General features: G+C 70.2%; 20 protein-coding genes. 4 read left to right on the top strand and 16 right to left on the bottom strand.

Annotated features, from left to right (window positions below; translation table 11 throughout):
* Positions 1-5: 5 nt before the first annotated feature.
* The 15 genes from EY822_RS09325 to EY822_RS09255 all read right to left on the bottom strand — a co-directional run bounded on the left by EY822_RS09325 (position 6) and on the right by EY822_RS09255 (position 12,451).
* Entirely contained in the window at positions 6-1,541 is a 1,536-nt protein-coding gene (locus EY822_RS09325) for a flagellar hook-length control protein FliK (protein ID WP_150308018.1), read from the bottom strand.
* Positions 1,538-2,287, bottom strand: a complete 750-nt coding sequence (locus tag EY822_RS09320; RefSeq protein WP_227497161.1) for a C40 family peptidase — start codon at positions 2,285-2,287, stop codon at positions 1,538-1,540. The genes EY822_RS09325 and EY822_RS09320 overlap by 4 nt, the downstream gene beginning before the upstream one ends.
* Positions 2,284-2,721 (bottom strand): flagellar FliJ family protein, encoded by a 438-nt coding sequence (locus EY822_RS09315; protein WP_150308017.1) that lies wholly within the window; start codon positions 2,719-2,721, stop codon positions 2,284-2,286. The genes EY822_RS09320 and EY822_RS09315 overlap by 4 nt, the downstream gene beginning before the upstream one ends.
* Positions 2,721-4,046 (bottom strand): FliI/YscN family ATPase, encoded by a 1,326-nt coding sequence (locus EY822_RS09310; protein WP_150308016.1) that lies wholly within the window; start codon positions 4,044-4,046, stop codon positions 2,721-2,723. Before EY822_RS09310 ends, EY822_RS09315 begins: the two co-directional genes overlap by 1 nt.
* The gene (locus EY822_RS09305) at positions 4,043-4,651 is read right to left on the bottom strand and encodes a FliH/SctL family protein (protein ID WP_227497160.1); all 609 of its coding nucleotides are present in this window, start codon (positions 4,649-4,651) and stop codon (positions 4,043-4,045) included. Before EY822_RS09305 ends, EY822_RS09310 begins: the two co-directional genes overlap by 4 nt.
* Entirely contained in the window at positions 4,641-5,660 is a 1,020-nt protein-coding gene (fliG, locus tag EY822_RS09300) for a flagellar motor switch protein FliG (RefSeq protein WP_227497159.1), read from the bottom strand. Before fliG ends, EY822_RS09305 begins: the two co-directional genes overlap by 11 nt.
* The gene (fliF, locus tag EY822_RS09295) at positions 5,657-7,258 is read right to left on the bottom strand and encodes a flagellar basal-body MS-ring/collar protein FliF (RefSeq protein WP_150308014.1); all 1,602 of its coding nucleotides are present in this window, start codon (positions 7,256-7,258) and stop codon (positions 5,657-5,659) included. The genes fliG and fliF overlap by 4 nt, the downstream gene beginning before the upstream one ends.
* The gene (locus tag EY822_RS09290; protein ID WP_150308013.1) at positions 7,258-7,563 is read right to left on the bottom strand and encodes a flagellar hook-basal body complex protein FliE; all 306 of its coding nucleotides are present in this window, start codon (positions 7,561-7,563) and stop codon (positions 7,258-7,260) included. The genes fliF and EY822_RS09290 overlap by 1 nt, the downstream gene beginning before the upstream one ends.
* The gene (locus tag EY822_RS09285; protein ID WP_150308012.1) at positions 7,563-7,955 is read right to left on the bottom strand and encodes a flagellar basal body rod protein FlgC; all 393 of its coding nucleotides are present in this window, start codon (positions 7,953-7,955) and stop codon (positions 7,563-7,565) included. The genes EY822_RS09290 and EY822_RS09285 overlap by 1 nt, the downstream gene beginning before the upstream one ends.
* Positions 7,955-8,296, bottom strand: coding sequence for a flagellar basal body rod protein FlgB (gene flgB / locus EY822_RS09280; RefSeq protein WP_150308011.1), 342 nt, complete (start codon positions 8,294-8,296; stop codon positions 7,955-7,957). The genes EY822_RS09285 and flgB overlap by 1 nt, the downstream gene beginning before the upstream one ends.
* Positions 8,297-8,425: 129 nt before the next feature.
* The gene (locus EY822_RS09275; protein WP_150308010.1) at positions 8,426-8,734 is read right to left on the bottom strand and encodes a hypothetical protein; all 309 of its coding nucleotides are present in this window, start codon (positions 8,732-8,734) and stop codon (positions 8,426-8,428) included.
* Complete coding sequence (gene fliS, locus EY822_RS09270; RefSeq protein ID WP_319803471.1) at positions 8,727-9,155, bottom strand: flagellar export chaperone FliS; 429 nt, start codon at positions 9,153-9,155, stop codon at positions 8,727-8,729. Before fliS ends, EY822_RS09275 begins: the two co-directional genes overlap by 8 nt.
* Positions 9,152-10,510, bottom strand: a complete 1,359-nt coding sequence (gene fliD / locus EY822_RS09265; RefSeq protein WP_150308009.1) for a flagellar filament capping protein FliD — start codon at positions 10,508-10,510, stop codon at positions 9,152-9,154. The genes fliS and fliD overlap by 4 nt, the downstream gene beginning before the upstream one ends.
* Before the next feature lie 154 nt (positions 10,511-10,664).
* Positions 10,665-11,504: a flagellin N-terminal helical domain-containing protein gene (locus EY822_RS09260; protein WP_227497158.1), complete on the bottom strand. Its 840-nt coding sequence runs from the start codon at positions 11,502-11,504 to the stop codon at positions 10,665-10,667.
* A gap of 131 nt (positions 11,505-11,635) precedes the next feature.
* The gene (locus tag EY822_RS09255; RefSeq protein WP_150308008.1) at positions 11,636-12,451 is read right to left on the bottom strand and encodes a sigma-70 family RNA polymerase sigma factor; all 816 of its coding nucleotides are present in this window, start codon (positions 12,449-12,451) and stop codon (positions 11,636-11,638) included.
* Positions 12,452-12,783: 332 nt separating this feature from the next.
* On the opposite strand from EY822_RS09255, the gene EY822_RS09250 reads away from it, so the two are divergent.
* Genes EY822_RS09250 through EY822_RS09235 form a run of 4 tightly spaced genes read left to right on the top strand, consistent with a single transcriptional unit; the run spans position 12,784 to position 16,020 of the window.
* Positions 12,784-13,269 (top strand): flagellar protein FlgN, encoded by a 486-nt coding sequence (locus tag EY822_RS09250; protein WP_150308007.1) that lies wholly within the window; start codon positions 12,784-12,786, stop codon positions 13,267-13,269.
* 8 nt (positions 13,270-13,277) lie between these two features.
* Entirely contained in the window at positions 13,278-14,708 is a 1,431-nt protein-coding gene (gene flgK / locus EY822_RS09245) for a flagellar hook-associated protein FlgK (RefSeq protein WP_150308006.1), read from the top strand.
* 2 nt (positions 14,709-14,710) lie between these two features.
* Positions 14,711-15,610, top strand: a complete 900-nt coding sequence (gene flgL, locus EY822_RS09240) for a flagellar hook-associated protein FlgL (RefSeq protein ID WP_150308005.1) — start codon at positions 14,711-14,713, stop codon at positions 15,608-15,610.
* Positions 15,607-16,020 carry a flagellar assembly protein FliW gene (locus EY822_RS09235; RefSeq protein WP_227497157.1) on the top strand — a complete coding sequence of 138 codons (414 nt, stop codon included), beginning with the start codon at positions 15,607-15,609 and terminating at the stop codon, positions 16,018-16,020. The genes flgL and EY822_RS09235 overlap by 4 nt, the downstream gene beginning before the upstream one ends.
* A gap of 151 nt (positions 16,021-16,171) precedes the next feature.
* Here EY822_RS09235 and EY822_RS09230 read toward each other — a convergent pair whose 3' ends face one another.
* Positions 16,172-17,650: a DUF222 domain-containing protein gene (locus tag EY822_RS09230; protein WP_150308004.1), complete on the bottom strand. Its 1,479-nt coding sequence runs from the start codon at positions 17,648-17,650 to the stop codon at positions 16,172-16,174.
* Positions 17,651-17,860: the final 210 nt, after the last annotated feature.

Here is a 17,860-nt window from a genome sequence, read left to right as displayed (position 1 = left end):
TTCCTCTAGGCCAGGACGTCGATGGTGGAGTGGGTGCCGAGCACGCGCAGCCGCGGTGCCTCGTCGGACGCGTGCCGGGCGGAGCGGGCGCCGGTTCCGGTTCCACCGTCGGTCTGGTCGGGCAGGCGGTGACGCCGGGCGTCGTCGCGAGCGTCGCGGGCGTCCGCCGGTGCGTTCTGGCTGGACAGGTCGAGGCTCGCGGTGATCCCCGACGTGACGAGATCCTTGCGGAGCTCGCCGAGGATGCCGCGGAGCGCCTCGCGACCGAGGTCGGTCGGGGCGAACAGCTCGACCCGCATGGACTCCGCGGCCAGGTGCGCGCGGACGGTGACGGGGCCGAGCGCGTCGGGCGTGACGGTGACGGTGACGGTGTGTTCTCCGGGGCCGGCGGCCGCGAGGGTGAACACCGGGCGCGCGATCTGCGTGGCGAACGGCACGGGTACCGCGGGCTGTGCCGGGGCGGTGGCCACGGCCGCCGCCGTCGGGGCGACGGGTGCCGTTCCGACGGCCTGCGCCACCGCCGATGCGGCGAACGCGGACGCGCTGGACGACGCGGATGCGGCTCCCGGTGCGAGAACCGCCTTCCTGCCCGAGGTACCCGGTTCCGTTGCTTCGGCACGGATCGCACCGACCGGCGTCGAGGTCCCGGTGACGACCGGGGCGCCGGTGGACGGGACGACTGCCGGGGCCGGCGCGAGCGGTGCCGGGGCGGCGGGAATGGTGGCGGGGACGGCCGGGAATCCGGTGGCCGCAGCGCCAGTCGCGACCCCCGCGGGCGTGCTGCCCGCGAGGATGGGCGCCTCACCCCGGGGCACCGGTGCGGTGCCGGGTGCGGTCGCCGGTGCCTCCGCGGGTGTCGTCGCGAGCGCGTTCGCGGGTCTCGTAGCGGGCGAGGGCACGGGGAACACAGGTGCGGTCGCGGTGGTCGGCGCGCTTCCGGATGCCGCCATTGACACGGCCGCGGACCGGTGCGGCGAGCCGTCCTGCGTGTCCGACGAGGTGTGTGTTCCGGTCGCTCCGACGGGGGCGGGACCCGCGGTCATGGGCGCCTCGCCCGTGACCGCGTGGGCTCCGGTGGTGGGGTCGACGAATCGGGCGAGTCCCGCGGTGAAGGGGAGCGGCCGTGCACCGTCCGCCGCCCCCGGCGGGACCGTGCCCGGCGCCGCACTCGACGTGACCTGCACCTCATCCGTCGGGGCCACGGCCGCCTCAGGCGTCGCGCCGTCGGCCGGGCTCGACCCGGTCGACCACTCCCCCGTCGATGCGGCGAGCGAGTCCGGGATGACGAGCGCGTCGGGAACGGCGAGTTCCTCGATCCCGGAGTCGGCGCCGTCCGGAGCCGACTCGGCGGAAGAGGCAGCGGCTTCCGCGGCGGGACGTGGAGCGGAGACGGGGATTCCGAGCGCCTCGCGCAGCGCGGCTCCGAATCCGGCGGCGCTCGCCGCCGACGGGGCTCCGCCGAGCGCGACCGCTCCGGCCGCCGCAGCGGTCGGGGTCGCGGCCGCCGCAGCCGGGCGCAACGGAAGCGAGGACATGGTCATGAGGCGCTTCCTGCGAGAGCGGACCGGAGTGCGGCCGTGAGGACATCGGTCGGCGGGGTGGCGGCGCCCATGGCGCTCGGCGCGGACGCGGCTGCCGCCGCGGTGGCCTCGGCCGGGACGATGCGGCGGATGGTCTTGATGTCGGCGTCTCCGAGGTAGTTGTCGACGAGCCGCACGTCCTTGCCGGGGCGCGGTGCGTGGATGATCTTGCCGTCGCCCGCGTAGATGACGATGTGGGTGTTGCCGTGGGTGACGAGGAGGTCGCCCGGCTTCGCGTCGGTGAGCGACGCGACCTCGGTGCCCTGCGCCGCCTGGCCCGAGACCAGTCGGGGCACCTCGATGCCGAGGTCGGCGAAGACCCGCTGCACGAGTCCGGAGCAATCCATTCCGCTCGCGTCCTCGCCTCCGAACACGTAGGGCACGCCCAGGTACTTCTGCGCACCGCTCACCACACTGTGCCCGGTCACGCCGGCCGTTGCTCCCGGGAGACGCGGAACGGCGGCCACGCCAGCGGTGGCGGACGGACCGGATGCGGCGAAAGACCCGGACGCGCCGGCCGTAACGACCGCCGCGCCGGAACTCGCCGCCGCCTCGGTGGCAACAGGAGCCGCCGCATTCGCCAGCGTGCCCGCGAACGCGGTGGCCGAGGCGGGAGAAGTCGTCGGAGTGCCCGGTCGGGACAGTTGGGTGAGCGTGTTCTGGATCTGCGCGATTCGTCCGACGGTGTCGGCCATGGTCATCGTCATCGATCGTCCTCCTGCCCGCGGTTCCAGGCGGTGGAGGCGATCTCGTCGAGCACGATCTGCTCGCTGCGCACGTCCTCCTCGGCCACGACGGCGTTGTGCTTCTGCTCGAGCTTCTCGAGGCCGATCGAGCGGGCGCGTGCGGCGGAGAACGCGACCTGCGCCTGTTCGGCGGAGGCCTGGTGCCCCTGCGCCACGGCGTCCAGTTCGGCCAGCATGCTGCGAGCCGAGGATCGCGCAGCGGCCACGGCCAGGAGTGCGGACGAGTCGAACACGCCGTCGAGCTGGGACCCGTTCTCGAGTTGCGCACGCGCCATGGCGCTCCGCACGGCGGCCTCCCGCGCCCGGGCGTTGGCGGCGGCGAGCACGCTCTGCGCCTCGTCCTCCTGCACGTGGCGGAGGCGGAGCAGGCCCGCGAGGGCGAAAGTGCGCGCCATCAGGCCGCTCCGAACGATCGGGTGAGGCCGGCGAGTCGCTGCCAGGCGTCGGTCGCGGGCGTCTGATCGGTCATCCGCTGCTGCAGGAACGCGTTGATGGCGGTCTCGTTGTCGACGGCGGCGTCCACGAGCGGGTTGGTTCCGCGCTGGTACGCGCCCACGTCGATGAGGTCCTGAGCCGCCCGTCGCGCGGCGAGCACCTTGCGCAACGCGGTCGCCGCCCCGCCCTGCTCGGGCGTCATGACCTTCGACGCCACGCGCGACACCGAGCCGAGCACGTCGATCGACGGGAAGTGACCCACCACCGCGAGCTTGCGGTCGAGCACGATGTGTCCGTCGAGGATGGACCGGGCAGCGTCCGCGATGGGTTCGTTGTGGTCGTCGCCGTCCACGAGCACCGTGTACATTCCCGTCACCGAGCCGGTCGCGTCCGTTCCCGCCCGCTCGAGCAGCGAGGCGAGCACGGAGAACGTCGACGGCGGGTACCCGCGCGTCGCGGGCGGTTCGCCGACCGACAGGCCGATCTCACGCTGCGCCATGGCCACGCGCGTGAGCGAGTCCATCATCAGCATCACGTCGGCGCCGCGGTCGCGGAACGACTCGGCGATCCGGGTGGCCACGAACGCGGCACGGAGGCGCATGAGCGCCGGCTCGTCCGACGTGGAGACGATCACGATCGACCGGGCGAGGCCCTCGGCGCCGAGGTCGTCTTCGAGGAACTCGCGCACCTCACGGCCGCGCTCGCCCACGAGTGCCACCACGGACACCTCGGCGTCGGTGCCGCGGGCGATCATGGAGAGCAGCGAGGACTTGCCCACGCCGGATCCGGCGAAGAGGCCCATGCGCTGCCCCTTGCCCACGGCGGTCAGCGTGTCGAGCGCGCGCACGCCCAGCTGGAGCGGCGTGTCGATGCGGGCGCGGTGCATGGATGACGGGGTGTCGTGGTCGAGCGGCACCATCGCGTCGATGTCGAGGGGACCTTTGCCGTCGATAGGGCGGCCGAGTCCGTCGAGCACCCGTCCGAAGAGCCCGCGACCGGTGGGTACCAGGAGCGGCGCGCCCTTGGACCGGACCGGCGTCCCGGAGCGGACACCGGCCATGCGCCCGAGGGGCATGCAGCGCACACCCTCGGTCGTCGCGGCCACGACCTCGGCGTCGACGCCCGCACCGTCGCCGATGGTCACGATGTCGCCGATCGCGCAGTCGAGACCGGCCACGACCACGCCGAGGCCCACGACGGATGCGACGGAGCCCACCCGCTCCGGACGTGCCGCCGCACGGGCGAGGGCGAGCGCCTCGGGGTGCGGACGCCAGGTGGTGATCATGACGGACCTTCGGTGAGTGCGGCGCGCATGCGCGACAGTGCGGTGTCGATGCGCGCGTCGAGGAAACCGTGCGGAAGGTCCGCGATCGCGTCCCCCCGGCCGAGCGACGGGTCGGCGACGAGGTGCATGCCCACGGCGGCGCGCGTGTCGGCATCGAGGGTGGCGAGGTCGTCGGCGTTCATGCGCACCGTGCGCACGTGCGCGGGCTCCACGCTCGCCAGCACGCGGGTGATCGCGGCGAGTGCCGGACTGTCGGTGGACCGGATGTCGTGTCCCACGATGGCTTCGGCGAGGTCGATGGCGGTGGCGGCGAGCACCTGCTCCGCCTCGGCGACGATGGGCAGGATGCGGTTCTCGAGTGCACGGGTGGCGGCGGCGAGCGTCGCGAGCGCGGCGTCGGCGGTGGCGCGATCGCGCTGCCGTGCGGCCTCGTGCTCGGCCTCCATGCGGGTGATGCGCTCCGCGAGCTCGGCGGCGGCGGCGCGGAGGCCGGCCGCGTAACCGGCGGCGTGCCCGTGCGCGGTGCCCTGCGCCTCCCAGCGTTCGCGTGCCCCGTCCCGCAGACGCGGGTATGCCACCTGCGAGTAGGCGATCTCAGTTGACATATGCGTCCTCGTCTCCGCGCTGTACGGTGATGCTGCCGAGCGCCTCCAGTTCACGGATCGCGCGGACGACCCCCGCACGCGCATCCTCGACTTGCGACACGCGCACCGGTCCGATGGCGGCGATCTCGTCGTCGAGCAGTTGACGGTTGCGTTCCGACACGTTCTTGCGAATGCTCGCGGTCACCGTGTCGGGGGCGCCCTTCATGGCGAGCGCGAGCACCGAGGCGTCGATGCCGCGGAGCACCTGCTGGATGTCGCGCGATTCGAGCTTCACCAGGTCGGCGAAGGTGAGCATGCGTGAGCGCACCTCTTCGGCGAGTTCGGGGTCGCGCTCGGCGAGGCGCTCGAGCAGCAGGCGTTCGGTCGAGCTGTCCGACCGGTTCAGGATGTCGACGAGGGGCTGGATGCCGCCCACCACCTCCACGGGTTCACGGGTGGCGACGACCGCACCCGACCGGGACTTGAGGCTCGATGCGACGATGCTCACGGCCTCCGGGGTGGCGGTGCCCATTGTGGCGATGCACTGCGCCACGTCGGTGCGCAGCGCCTCCTCGAAGCCGGTCAGCACGGTCGAGGCGTGCTCCGGCCGGAGGTGTGCGAGCACCAGGGCGATGGTCTGCGGCAGCTCGCCCTCGAGGAGGGCGAGCACCTGGCGGGGGTCGGCGGACTGCAGGAACTCGAAGTCCTTGCCGGCGAGGGTCGACGCGAGGCGGTCCATGACCCCCGCGGCTCGTTCCGATCCGAAGGACGCTTCGAGGAGCCCCACGGCCACGTCCCGGCCGCCACGGCGTTGCCGCCGCCCGCTCATGGTGAGCTCGTGGAACTCCGACATCGCACGGTCGGCCACCACGGAGTCCACGCGGCGCAGCCGCATGATCTCGGCGGTGATCTCCTCCGCCTCGACCTCGTTGAACTTCTGCATGACCAGGGCGGCGCGGGCCTGATCCATCTGCATGAGGATCACGGCGACCTTCTGGCTGCCCGTGAGCGCCGTCATCGTGTCGGTCATACCGGCTGCCTCTCGTCCATCAGGTTGCGGAGGAACTCCGCCGTTTTCTCCGGGTCGCGTTCCGCGAGGGCGTCGATCTCCGCGCGCTTGCGCTCCATCGAGATCGCTTCGGGGCCGGGCACCGGTGCCGAGACCGGCTCGATGGGCATGGGCGGGGGAACGTCGGTCATCGCGATGGGTACGGTCACGCCCTCCCAGTCGGCGGGCACGCCGGAGAGCTGACCGATGTCGAGCTCCTCGCGCTCGTTGCGACGCGTGCGGCGGGCGACGAGGATGAGGGCCGCGATCAGGGGCAGCGCGATGGCGGCGGCGATCATGGCGGTGCGGATGAGGGACGAGCGCAGCTCCGCGGCCTCCGCGGCCTCGGCGGCGGCGAGAGCGGCGGCGGCATCCGCCGCACCGTCCCTGTTGAACTCCATGACCTCCACGGTCACCACGTCGCCGCGCACGGCGTCGATGCCCGCGGCGGCCGCAACGAGGTCGGACACGTTGCCCACGTTGACCGCTCCCGCGGCGGCCGAGTCGAGCGCGACCGACACCGTCTGGCGTGCAACGGCGCCCGCCGGGATGATGGTGGACTCGGTCACCTTGTTCACCGCGTTGTTCCGGGTCGCCGACTCCGAGGTGAAGGTTCCGTCACCGTTCGCGCCGCCGGGTACCGCGATGTTGTCGGGTCCGAGCACGCCGGCGGCGTTCCCACCCGTACCGGTGTAGTCCTCGGTGGTGCTCGATTCGTTGAGCGCCGGGGCGCCCTCCGGTGTGGTGAACGACTCTTCGACGCGCTCACCGGATTCGGTGCTCATGGTGGCGGCCACCACGACCGACGCGTTGCCCACACCGACCACGCGGTCGAGCATCGTCTGCACGGCTCCCCGCACGCGCTGCTCGTAGTCCGCGGCCTGCTTGTCCGCTCCCCCGGTCGCCCCGGAGCCGACGGCGGAGAGCACCGTGCCCGCCGCGTCGATGACGGCCACGTTCTCGGGCGTCATGCCCTCGATCGAGGCGGAGGTGAGGTGCACGATCGCCTGCACCTGGTCGGCGTTCAGTGTCGCACCGCGATCGGTCTCCACGAACACCGACGCGGTGGGATCCTTGGTCTCCGCCACGAACACGGTCGCTTCGGGGATGGCGAGGCGCACGGATGCGACTTTCACGCCGTCGAGGGCGCCGATCGTCGAGGCGAGTTCGCCCTCGAGCGCCCGCTTGTAGGTGACCGACTGCTGGAACTCCGACGAGGTGACGCCCATGTTGTCGAGCAGCGAGTAGCCGCCGGTGCTGGAGCTCGGCAGTCCCGCCGCGGCCGCCTTGAGCCGCTGGTCGTAGACGCTCTCCTCGGGCACGAGGATGGTGCCGCCACCGCTGGTCAGCTCGTAGGGCACACCGTCGGTGCGGAGCTGCTCGACGATCACGTTGGCGTCGGCCGCTTGGAGGCCGGAGAAGAGCGGCGTGTAGGAGGGCTTGGCCATCCAGGCGGAGAGCGCCACGACGCCGAGCACGAGGGCCGCGACACCGATCAGAGCGATGGTGCGCTGCGCGATGGTGAACTCGCGCACCGAGGTACCGACCCGGCCGAGCAGGTCGCGAAGGGGAACGGGCATCAGGCTTGCATCCTCATGATCTCGTTGAACGCGTCGACGCCCTTGTTGCGCACGGCGGCGACGAGTTCGAGGGTGACCTGTGCGCGGGTGGAGGCGATGGTCGCCCGGTGGATGTCGGTGAGGTCACCGGTGACGGCCTTGATCGCCAGCTCTTTCGAGGCGCCGGACAACTGCTGGGCGCCGTCGACGGCACCGGCCAGGGCCGTGGCGAAGCCGGCGCCGGTCGTGGCGACCGTCGGCGCGGAGAGCATCTCAGTCGGGGCGACGCCCGTGACGCCGGAGACCGGAAGGATGGACAGAGGCATCAGGAACGACCGATCTGCAGTGCTGCTTCGTAGCTTTCTTTGGCGCGGTCGACCACGGCGGCGTTCGCCTGGTAGCCGCGCTGCGCCATGATGAGCTGGCCCATCTGGGCGCCGAGGTCGATGTCGGGGTACCGCACGTAGCCCTCGGGATCCGCGAGCGGGTGGTCGGGCTCGAAGACCATGCGACCGGCCTCGCTGCCGTACGCCGCCCCGGCGACGTAGGCGCCGGTGGTGCCCTCACCCTCCTGTGCGATCACGTACCGCGCCTGGAAGGCGGCCCCGTCGGTCGCGGTGACGGTGTTGACGTTCGCGAGGTTGTCCGAGACGGCGTCGAGCCACTTGCGGTGAAGCGTGAGTCCGGACCCGGCAATGCCGATGGCGTCGAAGGTCATCAGCTGGTCCGCATCGCGGTGCGCAGGCTGCTGAACTGTCCCTCGACGGCGCGGGACGCGAACTGGTAGCGCAGCACCGTGTCGACGTTGGACAGGGTCTCGGTGTCGAGGTTCACGTTGTTGCCGTCGAGACGCGTCGGCTCGAGCGAGCGGGCGGTGGAGGCCTGCACGACGCCGTTCCCGGCTCGCACCGACGTGGCGAGGGCGTCCTCGAACGCCACGCGCTTGGCGGTGTAGTTCGGGGTGTTGACGTTGGCGATGTTGTTCGCGATGGTGCGTTGACGCAACGCCAGACCGTCGAGGGCGCTCGAGAGCGCCGCAGAGGTCACGGATTCCAGCATGACTACCCGATTTCGCAGGAGGGACAAGCGGCCGATCCGTGGCCTGGTATCGAGCAATCCGTGCTCGTTACTCCCTATCGGCCGGTTCCGTGGCGGCGTTAGTCGGGTGAGGAAAAATGTCCGGCGGCATCAACCCGTGACGTCGAGGTACACCGACTGGTCGGTGGGAGGCGTCGCGATGGAGCGCACGGCGGCGAGGTGGCGGCCGGCGGATCGTCGCGACGAGTCCAGGGCGGCCATCCGCTCGCGCTGCGCGGACAGGAGACGGGTCGCACGATCGATGAGGTCGGCGGGGAGCGGACCGAGGTTGGCGGGTGCCACCCAGTCGCTGCTCGGATCCGCACCGTTCGCCCGGGCGAGGTCCTCCTCGAACACGTAGGCCTCCAGCACCTCGAGCGCCTCTAGCCATCCAGCGCGGTTCTGCTCCGACTCAGCCAATTCCGAGCGCTCCGCCCATGCGAACCGGTGCCTGCGCGGGCAGTTGCCCGGCCGCCTCGTGCCACGCCTGACGCAGCGGCTCGAGGAGGGCGATGCTCTCCCGGGTGAGCGCCACGTCACGGTGGATGTTGGCATTGATGAGAGCGGTCGACACGTAGGTGTACAGCGCGAACAACCCCTCACCGCCCTCCCACAGCTCGACCTTGAGCGACGACATCAGTTCGGCGACGATCGCCTGCGCGTGCACGAGATTCTCCGACGCGTATCCCCAGCGCCCGTCGACCTGCGCGGATTCGGCGCGCCCGAGATCGAGCAGCAGCCGGTCGTAGAGCATCGTGAGCAGTCGCACCGGGGTCGCCGAGAGCACCGCGTCGCGGTTGTACTGGGATCGTTGCGCGAGTGCGCCCGCCGTCATGGTCATGAGGAGCTTCCTGTGGACAGTGATGAGAGCTGGCCGGAGAGCCAGGAGGACTGGGAGTTGAGCTTGCTGAGCGAGACCTCGAGTGCCGCGTAGGTGCGCTCGAGGATGGTCCGGCGCGAGTCGAGCCGCCGGTCCCAGCCCTCGACCTGCTCGCCCAGCACACGGACGGACTTCTGTTGTCCGGTGATCTTGCCGGTCAGCACCCCGTCGTATTTGTCGGAGATGCCCTTCCCCACCGCGGAGATGCGGTCGGCAAGGGTGTGCACGAAGGCCTCGGTGCCGGCGGGGTCCTTGGCGTGGGCCGCAGCGAACTTGGCGCTGTCGAACTCCATGGTGCCGGTCTTCGTGAGCGTGATGCCGAGCTCCGACGGCGAACGGCCGCCGATGGGCCTGGACGCCGCGGCGAGCAACTGCTGGTCGACGGTGCGCACGGTGCCGTCGCCCGCGAGGAGCCCGCTCGTCACGGTGGTCGAGCCGGTGGATCCGGTGCTGGTCGACACCTTGGATTGCGCGTCGATGAACGAGAACACATCGTTGACGCTCTTCACGAGACTCGCGGCGACCTCGCTCACCTTCGCGTCGTCCTTCTGCACGGTGATCGAGACGGCGGCAGGAGGCTTCGCGGTGAGGGTGGCGGTCACGCCGGGAAGAAGATCGGGAAAGGTGTTGCTCGACGAGGTGATGGTCTGTTCCGCGGCGGTTCCCGCCCAGAGCTTCAGCGACGCGTCGGTTCCGGTCGAGATGGTGGTGGTGGGAAGTACGGGGGCGGTGCCGTCGGCCACGCCGGCCGCGGTGCCGCGATGCACCGTGAACGCGGCGTCGGCACCGCTCGCCTTCGCCGTCAACTGGATGCGGAAGCCGTCGGCACCGACCGCGATCTTCGAGGCGACCACGCCGGTGTCCGCCGCGTTCAACGCGCTCACCACGTCGTCGAGGGATGACGACTTCGGCGTGATCTCGGTGCTGGTGCCGTCTGCGCGCACGATGGTGAGGGCGGGCGGTGAGTCCGGCCATACGGTGAGGGGTTCGGTCACCGACGTCTGCGCCGTGGCGAGACTGTCGACCAGGATGTCGAGTCGCCCGGGGGCGACCCCGGCGCCGGTGGTCAGCGTGACCGCATCCGAACTGCTCGTGCTCGTGTACAGCTCGAAGGCCACCGGCTTCGCGGTCTTCGCCGCGAGCTCGGTGAGCGCCGCGACGCGCGTGTTCAGGGTCTGCAGCGAGGAGACGAAGTTCTGCGACGTGGCGACCTTGTTCTTCAGCAGGGTCTGCGGGATGGCCTCGATCTTCATGAGCGAGTCGATCATCTGGGTGGTGTTCAGACCACTGATCAGTCCGTCGATCGCGAGCGACATGATGGGTTCTCTCGGGTAGGAGGCTCGGCGGGAAGAGAAAAAACTGGGTGCGGTGCTGGCGTCCAGCACCGCACCCAGCCGGTGCGGAGTCCCGGTGGTGATCGCTCACCACCGGGACCCGGGAACGAGCCCGGTCGACCGTGCCCTCTCCGGGTTAGCGGAGGAGCGAGAGCACGCCCTGGTTGGACTGGTTCGCCTGAGCGAGCATCGACGTACCGGCCTGCGACAGGATGTTCGCCCGCGTGAACTTGACCATTTCCTCGGCCATGTCCGTGTCGCGGATGCGCGAGCCGGCGGCGGACAGGTTCTCCTTCGACACGGCGATGTTGCGCACGACGCTCTCGAAACGGTTCTGGCTGGCACCGAGCTCGGAGCGCGAGGTCGACACGGCCTTGATCTCGGTGTCGAGCGCCGCGATCGTCGTGAGCGAGGCAGCAGCATCGGCGAAGCCAGCAGCGGCGAGACCGGAAACGGTCGTGCCGATGGCGGTGACGTCGGTGAGCTTGACCTCGATCTGGTCAGCGGCGGTGGAGCCGGCGCCGACCTGGAACTTCAGCGGGGTGGCCGCGGCACCGGAGTCCAGCAGGTTGATGCCGTTGAAGTTGGTCGACTCACCGATACGGGTGAGCTCAGCGCCGAGAGCCGTGACCTCGGTGGCGATCGCCGCACGGGAGTCCGCGTTGTTCGAGTCGTTGCCCGACTGAACAGCGAGGTCACGCACGCGCTGCAGGATGGAGTGAACCTCGGTCAGGGAGCCTTCAGCGGTCTGGATGACGCTGATGCCGTCCTGGGCGTTGCGGCCGGCGACCGAGAGGCCGTTGACCTGCGACTTGAGGCCTTCCGAGATCGCCAGGCCGGCCGCGTCATCCGCTGCGCGGTTGATGCGGAGACCGCTGGACAGCTTCTCCAGCGACTTGGACAGGTCGTTCTGCGTGTTGGTCAGGTTGCGGTACGAGTTGTTCGCCGCGATGTTGGTGTTGATCTGCATACCCATGATGTATTCCTCCGTGATGTTGGGTGGTGGTGCTGTCTGCCCATCCGTGGGCTGACACTGTTACCTATCGGCAGGTCCGAGAGGTCCGTAAGCAATCCGGTGAAGTTTTTTTCCCCCGGATCGCCCGAGGTTCAGGATGCGATGCGGATGTCCGCGAACGCGGGGCGGGTCGGGCGGCCGAAAGCGACGGCCGTCTCGGCCACGCGGGAGAGGTAGGCGTTGCGGCGCGCCGGCGCGGTGCGCGACTCGGGCACGTACTCCGTCTCACTGCTGTCGGAGTAGTGCGTCCCCATGCCGTCTCGGATGAGGCGGATCGCCTCGGCGCGCTGCTGGGACACCGCCGAGTGGGTGGTGCCGAGCTCGTCGGCCAGTTCCTTGACCGAGCGGTCCTCGAAGTAGATCGCGGTGATGAGGTACCGCATCTTCTCGGGCAGGGCCTCGACCGACGCGCGGAGGTAGCGGAGCTTCTCCGCGGCCAGGGCCGTCTCCTCCGGCAGGGCGATGTCGGCGACGATGAACTCCGCGGCGGGGTCGTCGAGGTTCGTGACGGTGCGGCTCGCATCCGCCAGCGCGGTCACCGCGGACTCCCGGTCCGTGCCGAGCGCGGCCGCGATCTCGTCGACGGTCGGCGTGCGCTTCAGGGCGCCGGTCAGTGTCTCCTGCACCGACAGGGTCTCCTTGATGCGGCGGCGGATGGAGCGGGTCGCCCAGTCGCCGGAGCGCATGTCGTCGGCGAAGGCGCCCACGATGCGCTTGCGAGCGTAGGCACCGAACGGCACACCGAGGGCGGGGTCGAACGACTCGGCGGCGTTGATCAGCGCGATGGCGCCGACCGAGGCGAGGTCGTCCCGGGACAGGTGCGTCGCGCGGGCGCACACCTCCGAGACGAGGTAGCCGACCAGCGGCAGATTCTCCACGACGGTCCTGTTGCGCTCGACACGGTTCATGCGATTTCCCCCCGGAAACAAATGCAGTGCGAATCCGAATCGATTCGCCCCCCGCGAGTGGTGTTCTCGCCTGCTCCATCACGCTAACAACGGCCCGTTCCGCTGTGGCGTTCGCGCCGCCCCCACAACGGGGGTTCAGTACCCCCCACTCTTAGGGACACGAATCGCGCCCTTATCCGCATCGAATTCGCGGATCCCCCTTACCGAGGGGCTTCCTCTGCCGATAGTGCGTCCTGAAGGCGGACGATTCCGCCCCCTCGCATCGAGTTCCTCCGCATCGGTCTTCCCCCGATCGCCGGTCCGGACCCGCCGAATTCTGGAGAACATTCATCGTGGGCGCAAACGAACTGTCAGCTCTGCTGTGGCAGGAACGTGAGCTGCTCGAGCTGCTCGTATTCAAGCTCGAGGAGGAGCAACTCCTGCTGACCGCCGGCAAGTCCCGGTGGATCGAGCACGCGACCCGCGAGGTGGAGCAGGTGCTTCAGCGACTCCGCAACGCCGGCCTCGCCCGCTCCGTGCAGGTCTCCACCCTCGCGCGGGAATGGGGTACGGCCGAGGACGCGCCGCTGCGGGATCTCGTCGCCTCGGCGCCTCCCGGACCGTGGTCCGACATCTTCGCCGCCCACCTCCGCTCCATGACGGAGCTCACCGACACCATCAAGCAGCTGCGGGACCAGAACGAACAGTTCCTCCGCACGGCCGCGCGGTCGACCCAGGAGACCCTGGCCGGCGTGCACCCCGACCCGGTCACCTACGACGCCTTCGGTTCGTCCGACGTGGCGGCGGTCGGTGGCCGCCTGTTCGACCGAAGCCTGTAGGAGCGACCATGAGCACGTTCAGTGGATTGAACACCGCGTATCGCGGCCTCGTCGCGGCGCGCGCCGGTCTCGATGTCGTGGGGCAGAACATCTCCAACGCCACCACGGAGGGCTACACCCGCCAACGGGTGGCCACGTCCTCCATCGGTCCGGCCGCCACGGTCGGCCTCTTCTCGGCCGGCGTGCGCGTGGGCCAGGGGGTCTCGGTGGACGCCATCGCCCGGCTCGGCGACCTGCATCTCGACGCGCAGGTGCGCGGGTCGAGCGCCGCCGCCGGGTACCAGTCCGTGCGGGCCTCGGTCCTGAGCACCCTCGAGACGTCGTTCGCCGAGCCCGGAGAGAACGGACTGTCCACCCAGCTGCAGGAGTTCTGGGGTGCGTGGCAGGATGTCGCCAACCGTCCAGGTGAGGCGGCGCCCGCTGCCGCGCTGCTCGGCCGGGCGGGCGTGCTGGCCAGCGAGATCGCCGGCGGCCACGCCCAGGTCGAGAACCAGTGGGCGCAGTCGCGGTCGCGAGTCGACGCAATGGCCACCGAACTGAACGACGCCGCCTCCATGGTCGCCGACCTGAACGGCCGCATCCGCGCCGTGCTGGCGTCGGGCGGCACGGCGAACGAACTGCTCGACCTGCGCGGTTCCCTCACCGAGAGCATCGCCTCGCTGGCCGGCGGGACCGTGCGTCAGCTTCCGGACGGCACCGTCGACGTCCTGCTGGGCGGCAACGCCCTCGTCAGCGGCGACACGTTCCGCCCGGTCCGCGTGACCGGTGCCCCCGCTCTGACCGGCACGGGATCCGCGCCCGTGTCGCTCGAGTGGGCGCACCGACCCGGTGCACCCGTTCCCCTCGACAGCGGTTCGATTGCCGGGACGCTGTCGGTTCTCGCCCCCGCCACGGGCACGGGCACGGGCGGTGTGCTGGCCGAGGCGGCCGCCACCTACAACGCGCTCGCCACCGACCTCGCGGCGCAGGTGAATGCGGTGCACCGCGTCGGCGCCACCCCCGGATCGGCGACGCCTTCCGGACTCGACTTCTTCTCGTTCGTCGCGGGGCGTCCCCCCGCGGAGGGCCTCCGGGTCGCCGCCACCGCGGTCGCCGCGATCGCGGTGGGCACCCCGGGCGCGGGCGGATCCGACGGCTCCGTCGCCGACGCGATCTCGCAGCTCGGTCGCACGACGACCGCGCCGGACGCGCGGTGGGCCGCCTTCGTGACGGCCACCGGTGTCACCACCCGGTCCGAACTGCACTTCTCTCAGCTCACCGACCTCGCATCGATCTCCGCCAAGAACGCGCAGCAGAGCGCGACCGCCGTCGACCTCGACGAGGAGAACGTGACCATGCTGACCTTCCAGCACGCCTACCAGGGCGCCGCCCGCGTGATGACCGCCGTGGACGAGATGCTGGACACCCTCATCAACCGCACCGGAATCGTCGGAAGGTAGTCATGATCGCCCGCGTCACCAACACGACCCTGAGCTCGGCCGCGCAGCGCAATCTGCAGACCAACATGCAGCGGCTCGCCATTCTGCAGGAGCAGGCGTCGTCGCAGAAGGCCATCTCCCGCCCGTCCGACGATCCGGCCGGCACGGGCGACTCGCTGCGCATCCGTGCCCAGCAGCGCGCGGTCGGCCAGTACGAACGCAATGTCGACAACGGCAACGGGTGGCTGACCGTCGCGGATTCCGCCCTCGTCGAGACCGAGCGGATCCTCGGCCGGGTTCGCGACCTTACCGTCCAGGGCGCGAACGACGGTGCCCTCTCCCCCTCGGCGAAGGAGTCGATCGCCACGGAGCTCACGTCGCTGCGCAAGGAACTGCTCACGCAGGCCAATGCGTCCTACCTCGGCCGGTCGGTGTTCGCGGGCAACTCGGATGCCGGGGCGGCCTTCGTTCCCGATGCCACCGCGCCGGGCGGGGTCGTCTTCACCGGATCGGACAGTGCGGTGCAGCGCCGCATCGGCGAGAACTCCACCGTGCGGGTCGACGCCGATGGTGCCGCCGTCTTCGGCACGGGCACGTCGTCGGTCTTCGCCCTCGTCGACACCATCGTGCGGGACCTACAATCGGGAACGAACGTCGGCTCGCACCTCTCGGGCCTCGACGACCGCCTCACGGCGATTCTCGGAAACCACGCGGACGTCGGTGTACGTCATGCGCAAATACAGCACGCCGAGGAGGCGCTCATGAAATTGTCGGGATCACTGGAGGCGCAACGGTCGAGCATCGAGGATGTCGATCTCGGGAGCGTCATCCTCGACCTCAAGCTGCAGGAGGTCACCTACCAGTCTGCGCTCGCCGTCACTGCCCGTGTGCTGCAGCCGACCCTGATGGACTTCCTCCGATGAGCGCGACGCCGAGCGCCCTGAGTGCCCTGAGCGCCTCGCTGACCTTCGTCACTCCTCCTCCCGGTCTCTCGCCGCTCGTCGACTTCTCGCTCGATGAGATCGTCGGCGCCGACGGTCTTTATGCGCTTCAGGCGGCGGACGATGCGGCGACCCGCCTCTTCGTGCTCGATGCCGGTATCCACCTGCCCCACTACACGCCCGAGATCACCGACGAGCAGTGTGCGGCGCTCGACGTGACGGCCGCCGAGGACGCCTTCGTGCTCGTCGTCGCCAACGCCGGCGAGTCGGGAACCACCGTGAACCTGATGGCGCCGATCGTCGTCAACGCGTCCACCGGGATGAGTGCGCAGTTCATCCTCGATGGCCAGGACTGGCCGTTGCGCGCCGAGCTGACGGGTCGCGCCGCCTAACCCCCTTCCCCCGTCCCGGCGCCGGCGGCGGATCGCCGCCACGAGCGATGGTGGCTCGATCTCGACGGGCGGGGTGGTGCCCTGCTGCGGACGGTGGTCGCTGATGCCCCGCCGGTGATGGCCCGCTGCTGACGTTCACTTCTCATCGTCGTCATGTGCGTTGCCGTGCTCTTCGCTGTCGCGTTCGGACGGTGTGTATGTCGGGGTTTCGGCTGGGCATCGGGATCAACGTCTGTGTCGGGTCGATGGCCGCGGGTGGTTTGAGCCAGTAGTCGCCGTCGTGGCGGAGGACCTTCCAGTGGTTGTCGTGGAGGAGGAGGTGGTGTCTTCGGCAGAGGAGTACCCCGTCGGCGATGTCTGTTCTTCCGTGTTCTTTCTTCCACTGGTTGATGTGGTGGGCTTCGCACCAGGACGGTGGCCGGTCGCACGACGGGAACAGGCACCCGCCGTCCCGAACGGCCATTCCGACGCGCTGCCTCGGGGTGAAGAACCGGCGGGCCCGTCCCACGTTCACGCACTGCCCGGTGTCGTCGAACCCGACGGCTATTGCTCCGGTGTCGCAGAGGTGCCGTTCCACCGTGCGGAACGACACCGGGTCGGGGTGACCCTCGATCCGCCCGTGACCGGCACCGTTGTGGAGGTCAGCGTCGGTGACGATGACCCTCACGGCGGGGCGGTGAGTGCCGAAGATGGTGCCGGGGTCCGCGTCGACGGCGACGCGGATCATGTCGACGAGCGCATCGGCGGCGATCTGCTCCGTGGTGCGTCCGTCGTTCAGGAGCGCGTCGGCGGCGGCCTTTTCTTCCGGGTCGACCATCCGCGGGCCGCCCCGGCGTGGGGAGAGGATTTGGTCGATGGCGCCGGCGAGGATGGTGCCTTCTTCGGGTGCGAGGCGGAACTTCCCGCAGTACATGCCGGCACCGTCCCACCAGGTGCGCAGCGTCCGGTCGTCGCGGCGTTGCTTCTCGCGCCGGTCGATGCCGTCACGGTCGAGCTCGTCGCGGAGGTGCAGTGCCTTCCGGAACAACTGGTCCGGACTCAACCCCGCCGCGGACTCGAGGAGCTCCTCGCACGCGGCGGTGAGTCCCGCAGCCGGGATGCCGGGGCTAACGTCGCCGAGTGAGCGCTGGATTGCGTGGAAGCAATCCGACGACAACACGCCTTCGGCCAACGCAGCGACGAGTGGTGCCTGCCACGGCGGCGCCAACGACGCGAAAGGAATCGCGGGCCCGGTCGACGCGTCATCCCCAGCACCACCCTCTTCCGCGGCGCCCACTGTTCCTGCGGTGAGGCTCTCGGCGGCTTCTGTTTCGGCGATGATCGTGCCCAACTGCACGAGCTTGACCGCTTCGGGACGGGACAGCTTGCCGATCGACTGGATCATCGCCTCCGGCGACACGAAACCTGCGCTCTGCGCCATCCCACCATGCCCCGCCTCCGGTCGGGACCGGTGTGCGATCTCGCCCGCGATGAAGGCCGCGTACCGGTCCACGCACTGGCGCAACACGGTCACCCGGTCCTGCGCACCCCGCAACTCCCCGTCCTGCAGCACCGCGACGTCGGCCGCGCAGTCACCGAGGACGGCGACTGCGTCCGCTGCGGTGCGGAGTCGGGTGGAGAGGAGGTCCATACCACCTATTGTCCCACAATCGAACACGTGTCTCAAGAGGTGGGTGCGAATGGGGATAAGTTCTTGTCCACAGGTGGGTCGAGAACGGGGTGCGTCCCTTCGACGGGCTCTGGGACCGTGACGGGTGTGTCCCTTCGACAAGCTCAGGAACCGTGCCGGCTTGTGTCCCTTCGATGGGCTCGGGGACCGTGAGGGGTTGCGTCCCTTCGA

Origin of the sequence: Planctomonas psychrotolerans (genome assembly GCF_008642235.1) — a bacterium.
Lineage (GTDB): Bacteria > Actinomycetota > Actinomycetes > Actinomycetales > Microbacteriaceae > Planctomonas > Planctomonas psychrotolerans.
Note: the sequence above shows the minus strand (reverse complement) of the source record. Positions and strands in the feature narration are given on the sequence as shown.

Coding starts and splice junctions, on each gene's coding strand:
- EY822_RS09305 (WP_227497160.1), bottom strand. CDS start 4,651: ATGTCAACTGAGATCGCCTACTCGCAGGTGGCATACCCGCGTCTGCGG.
- EY822_RS09325 (WP_150308018.1), bottom strand. CDS start 1,541: ATGACCATGTCCTCGCTTCCGTTGCGCCCGGCTGCGGCGGCCGCGACC.
- EY822_RS09320 (WP_227497161.1), bottom strand. CDS start 2,287: ATGACGATGACCATGGCCGACACCGTCGGACGAATCGCGCAGATCCAG.
- EY822_RS09310 (WP_150308016.1), bottom strand. CDS start 4,046: ATGATCACCACCTGGCGTCCGCACCCCGAGGCGCTCGCCCTCGCCCGT.
- flgL (WP_150308005.1), top strand. CDS start 14,711: ATGATCGCCCGCGTCACCAACACGACCCTGAGCTCGGCCGCGCAGCGC.
- EY822_RS09255 (WP_150308008.1), bottom strand. CDS start 12,451: ATGAACCGTGTCGAGCGCAACAGGACCGTCGTGGAGAATCTGCCGCTG.
- EY822_RS09290 (WP_150308013.1), bottom strand. CDS start 7,563: ATGCCTCTGTCCATCCTTCCGGTCTCCGGCGTCACGGGCGTCGCCCCG.
- fliF (WP_150308014.1), bottom strand. CDS start 7,258: ATGCCCGTTCCCCTTCGCGACCTGCTCGGCCGGGTCGGTACCTCGGTG.
- flgB (WP_150308011.1), bottom strand. CDS start 8,296: ATGCTGGAATCCGTGACCTCTGCGGCGCTCTCGAGCGCCCTCGACGGT.
- EY822_RS09230 (WP_150308004.1), bottom strand. CDS start 17,650: ATGGACCTCCTCTCCACCCGACTCCGCACCGCAGCGGACGCAGTCGCC.
- fliG (WP_227497159.1), bottom strand. CDS start 5,660: ATGACCGACACGATGACGGCGCTCACGGGCAGCCAGAAGGTCGCCGTG.
- fliD (WP_150308009.1), bottom strand. CDS start 10,510: ATGTCGCTCGCGATCGACGGACTGATCAGTGGTCTGAACACCACCCAG.
- fliS (WP_319803471.1), bottom strand. CDS start 9,155: ATGACCATGACGGCGGGCGCACTCGCGCAACGATCCCAGTACAACCGC.
- EY822_RS09235 (WP_227497157.1), top strand. CDS start 15,607: ATGAGCGCGACGCCGAGCGCCCTGAGTGCCCTGAGCGCCTCGCTGACC.
- EY822_RS09285 (WP_150308012.1), bottom strand. CDS start 7,955: ATGACCTTCGACGCCATCGGCATTGCCGGGTCCGGACTCACGCTTCAC.
- EY822_RS09315 (WP_150308017.1), bottom strand. CDS start 2,721: ATGGCGCGCACTTTCGCCCTCGCGGGCCTGCTCCGCCTCCGCCACGTG.
- flgK (WP_150308006.1), top strand. CDS start 13,278: ATGAGCACGTTCAGTGGATTGAACACCGCGTATCGCGGCCTCGTCGCG.
- EY822_RS09260 (WP_227497158.1), bottom strand. CDS start 11,504: ATGGGTATGCAGATCAACACCAACATCGCGGCGAACAACTCGTACCGC.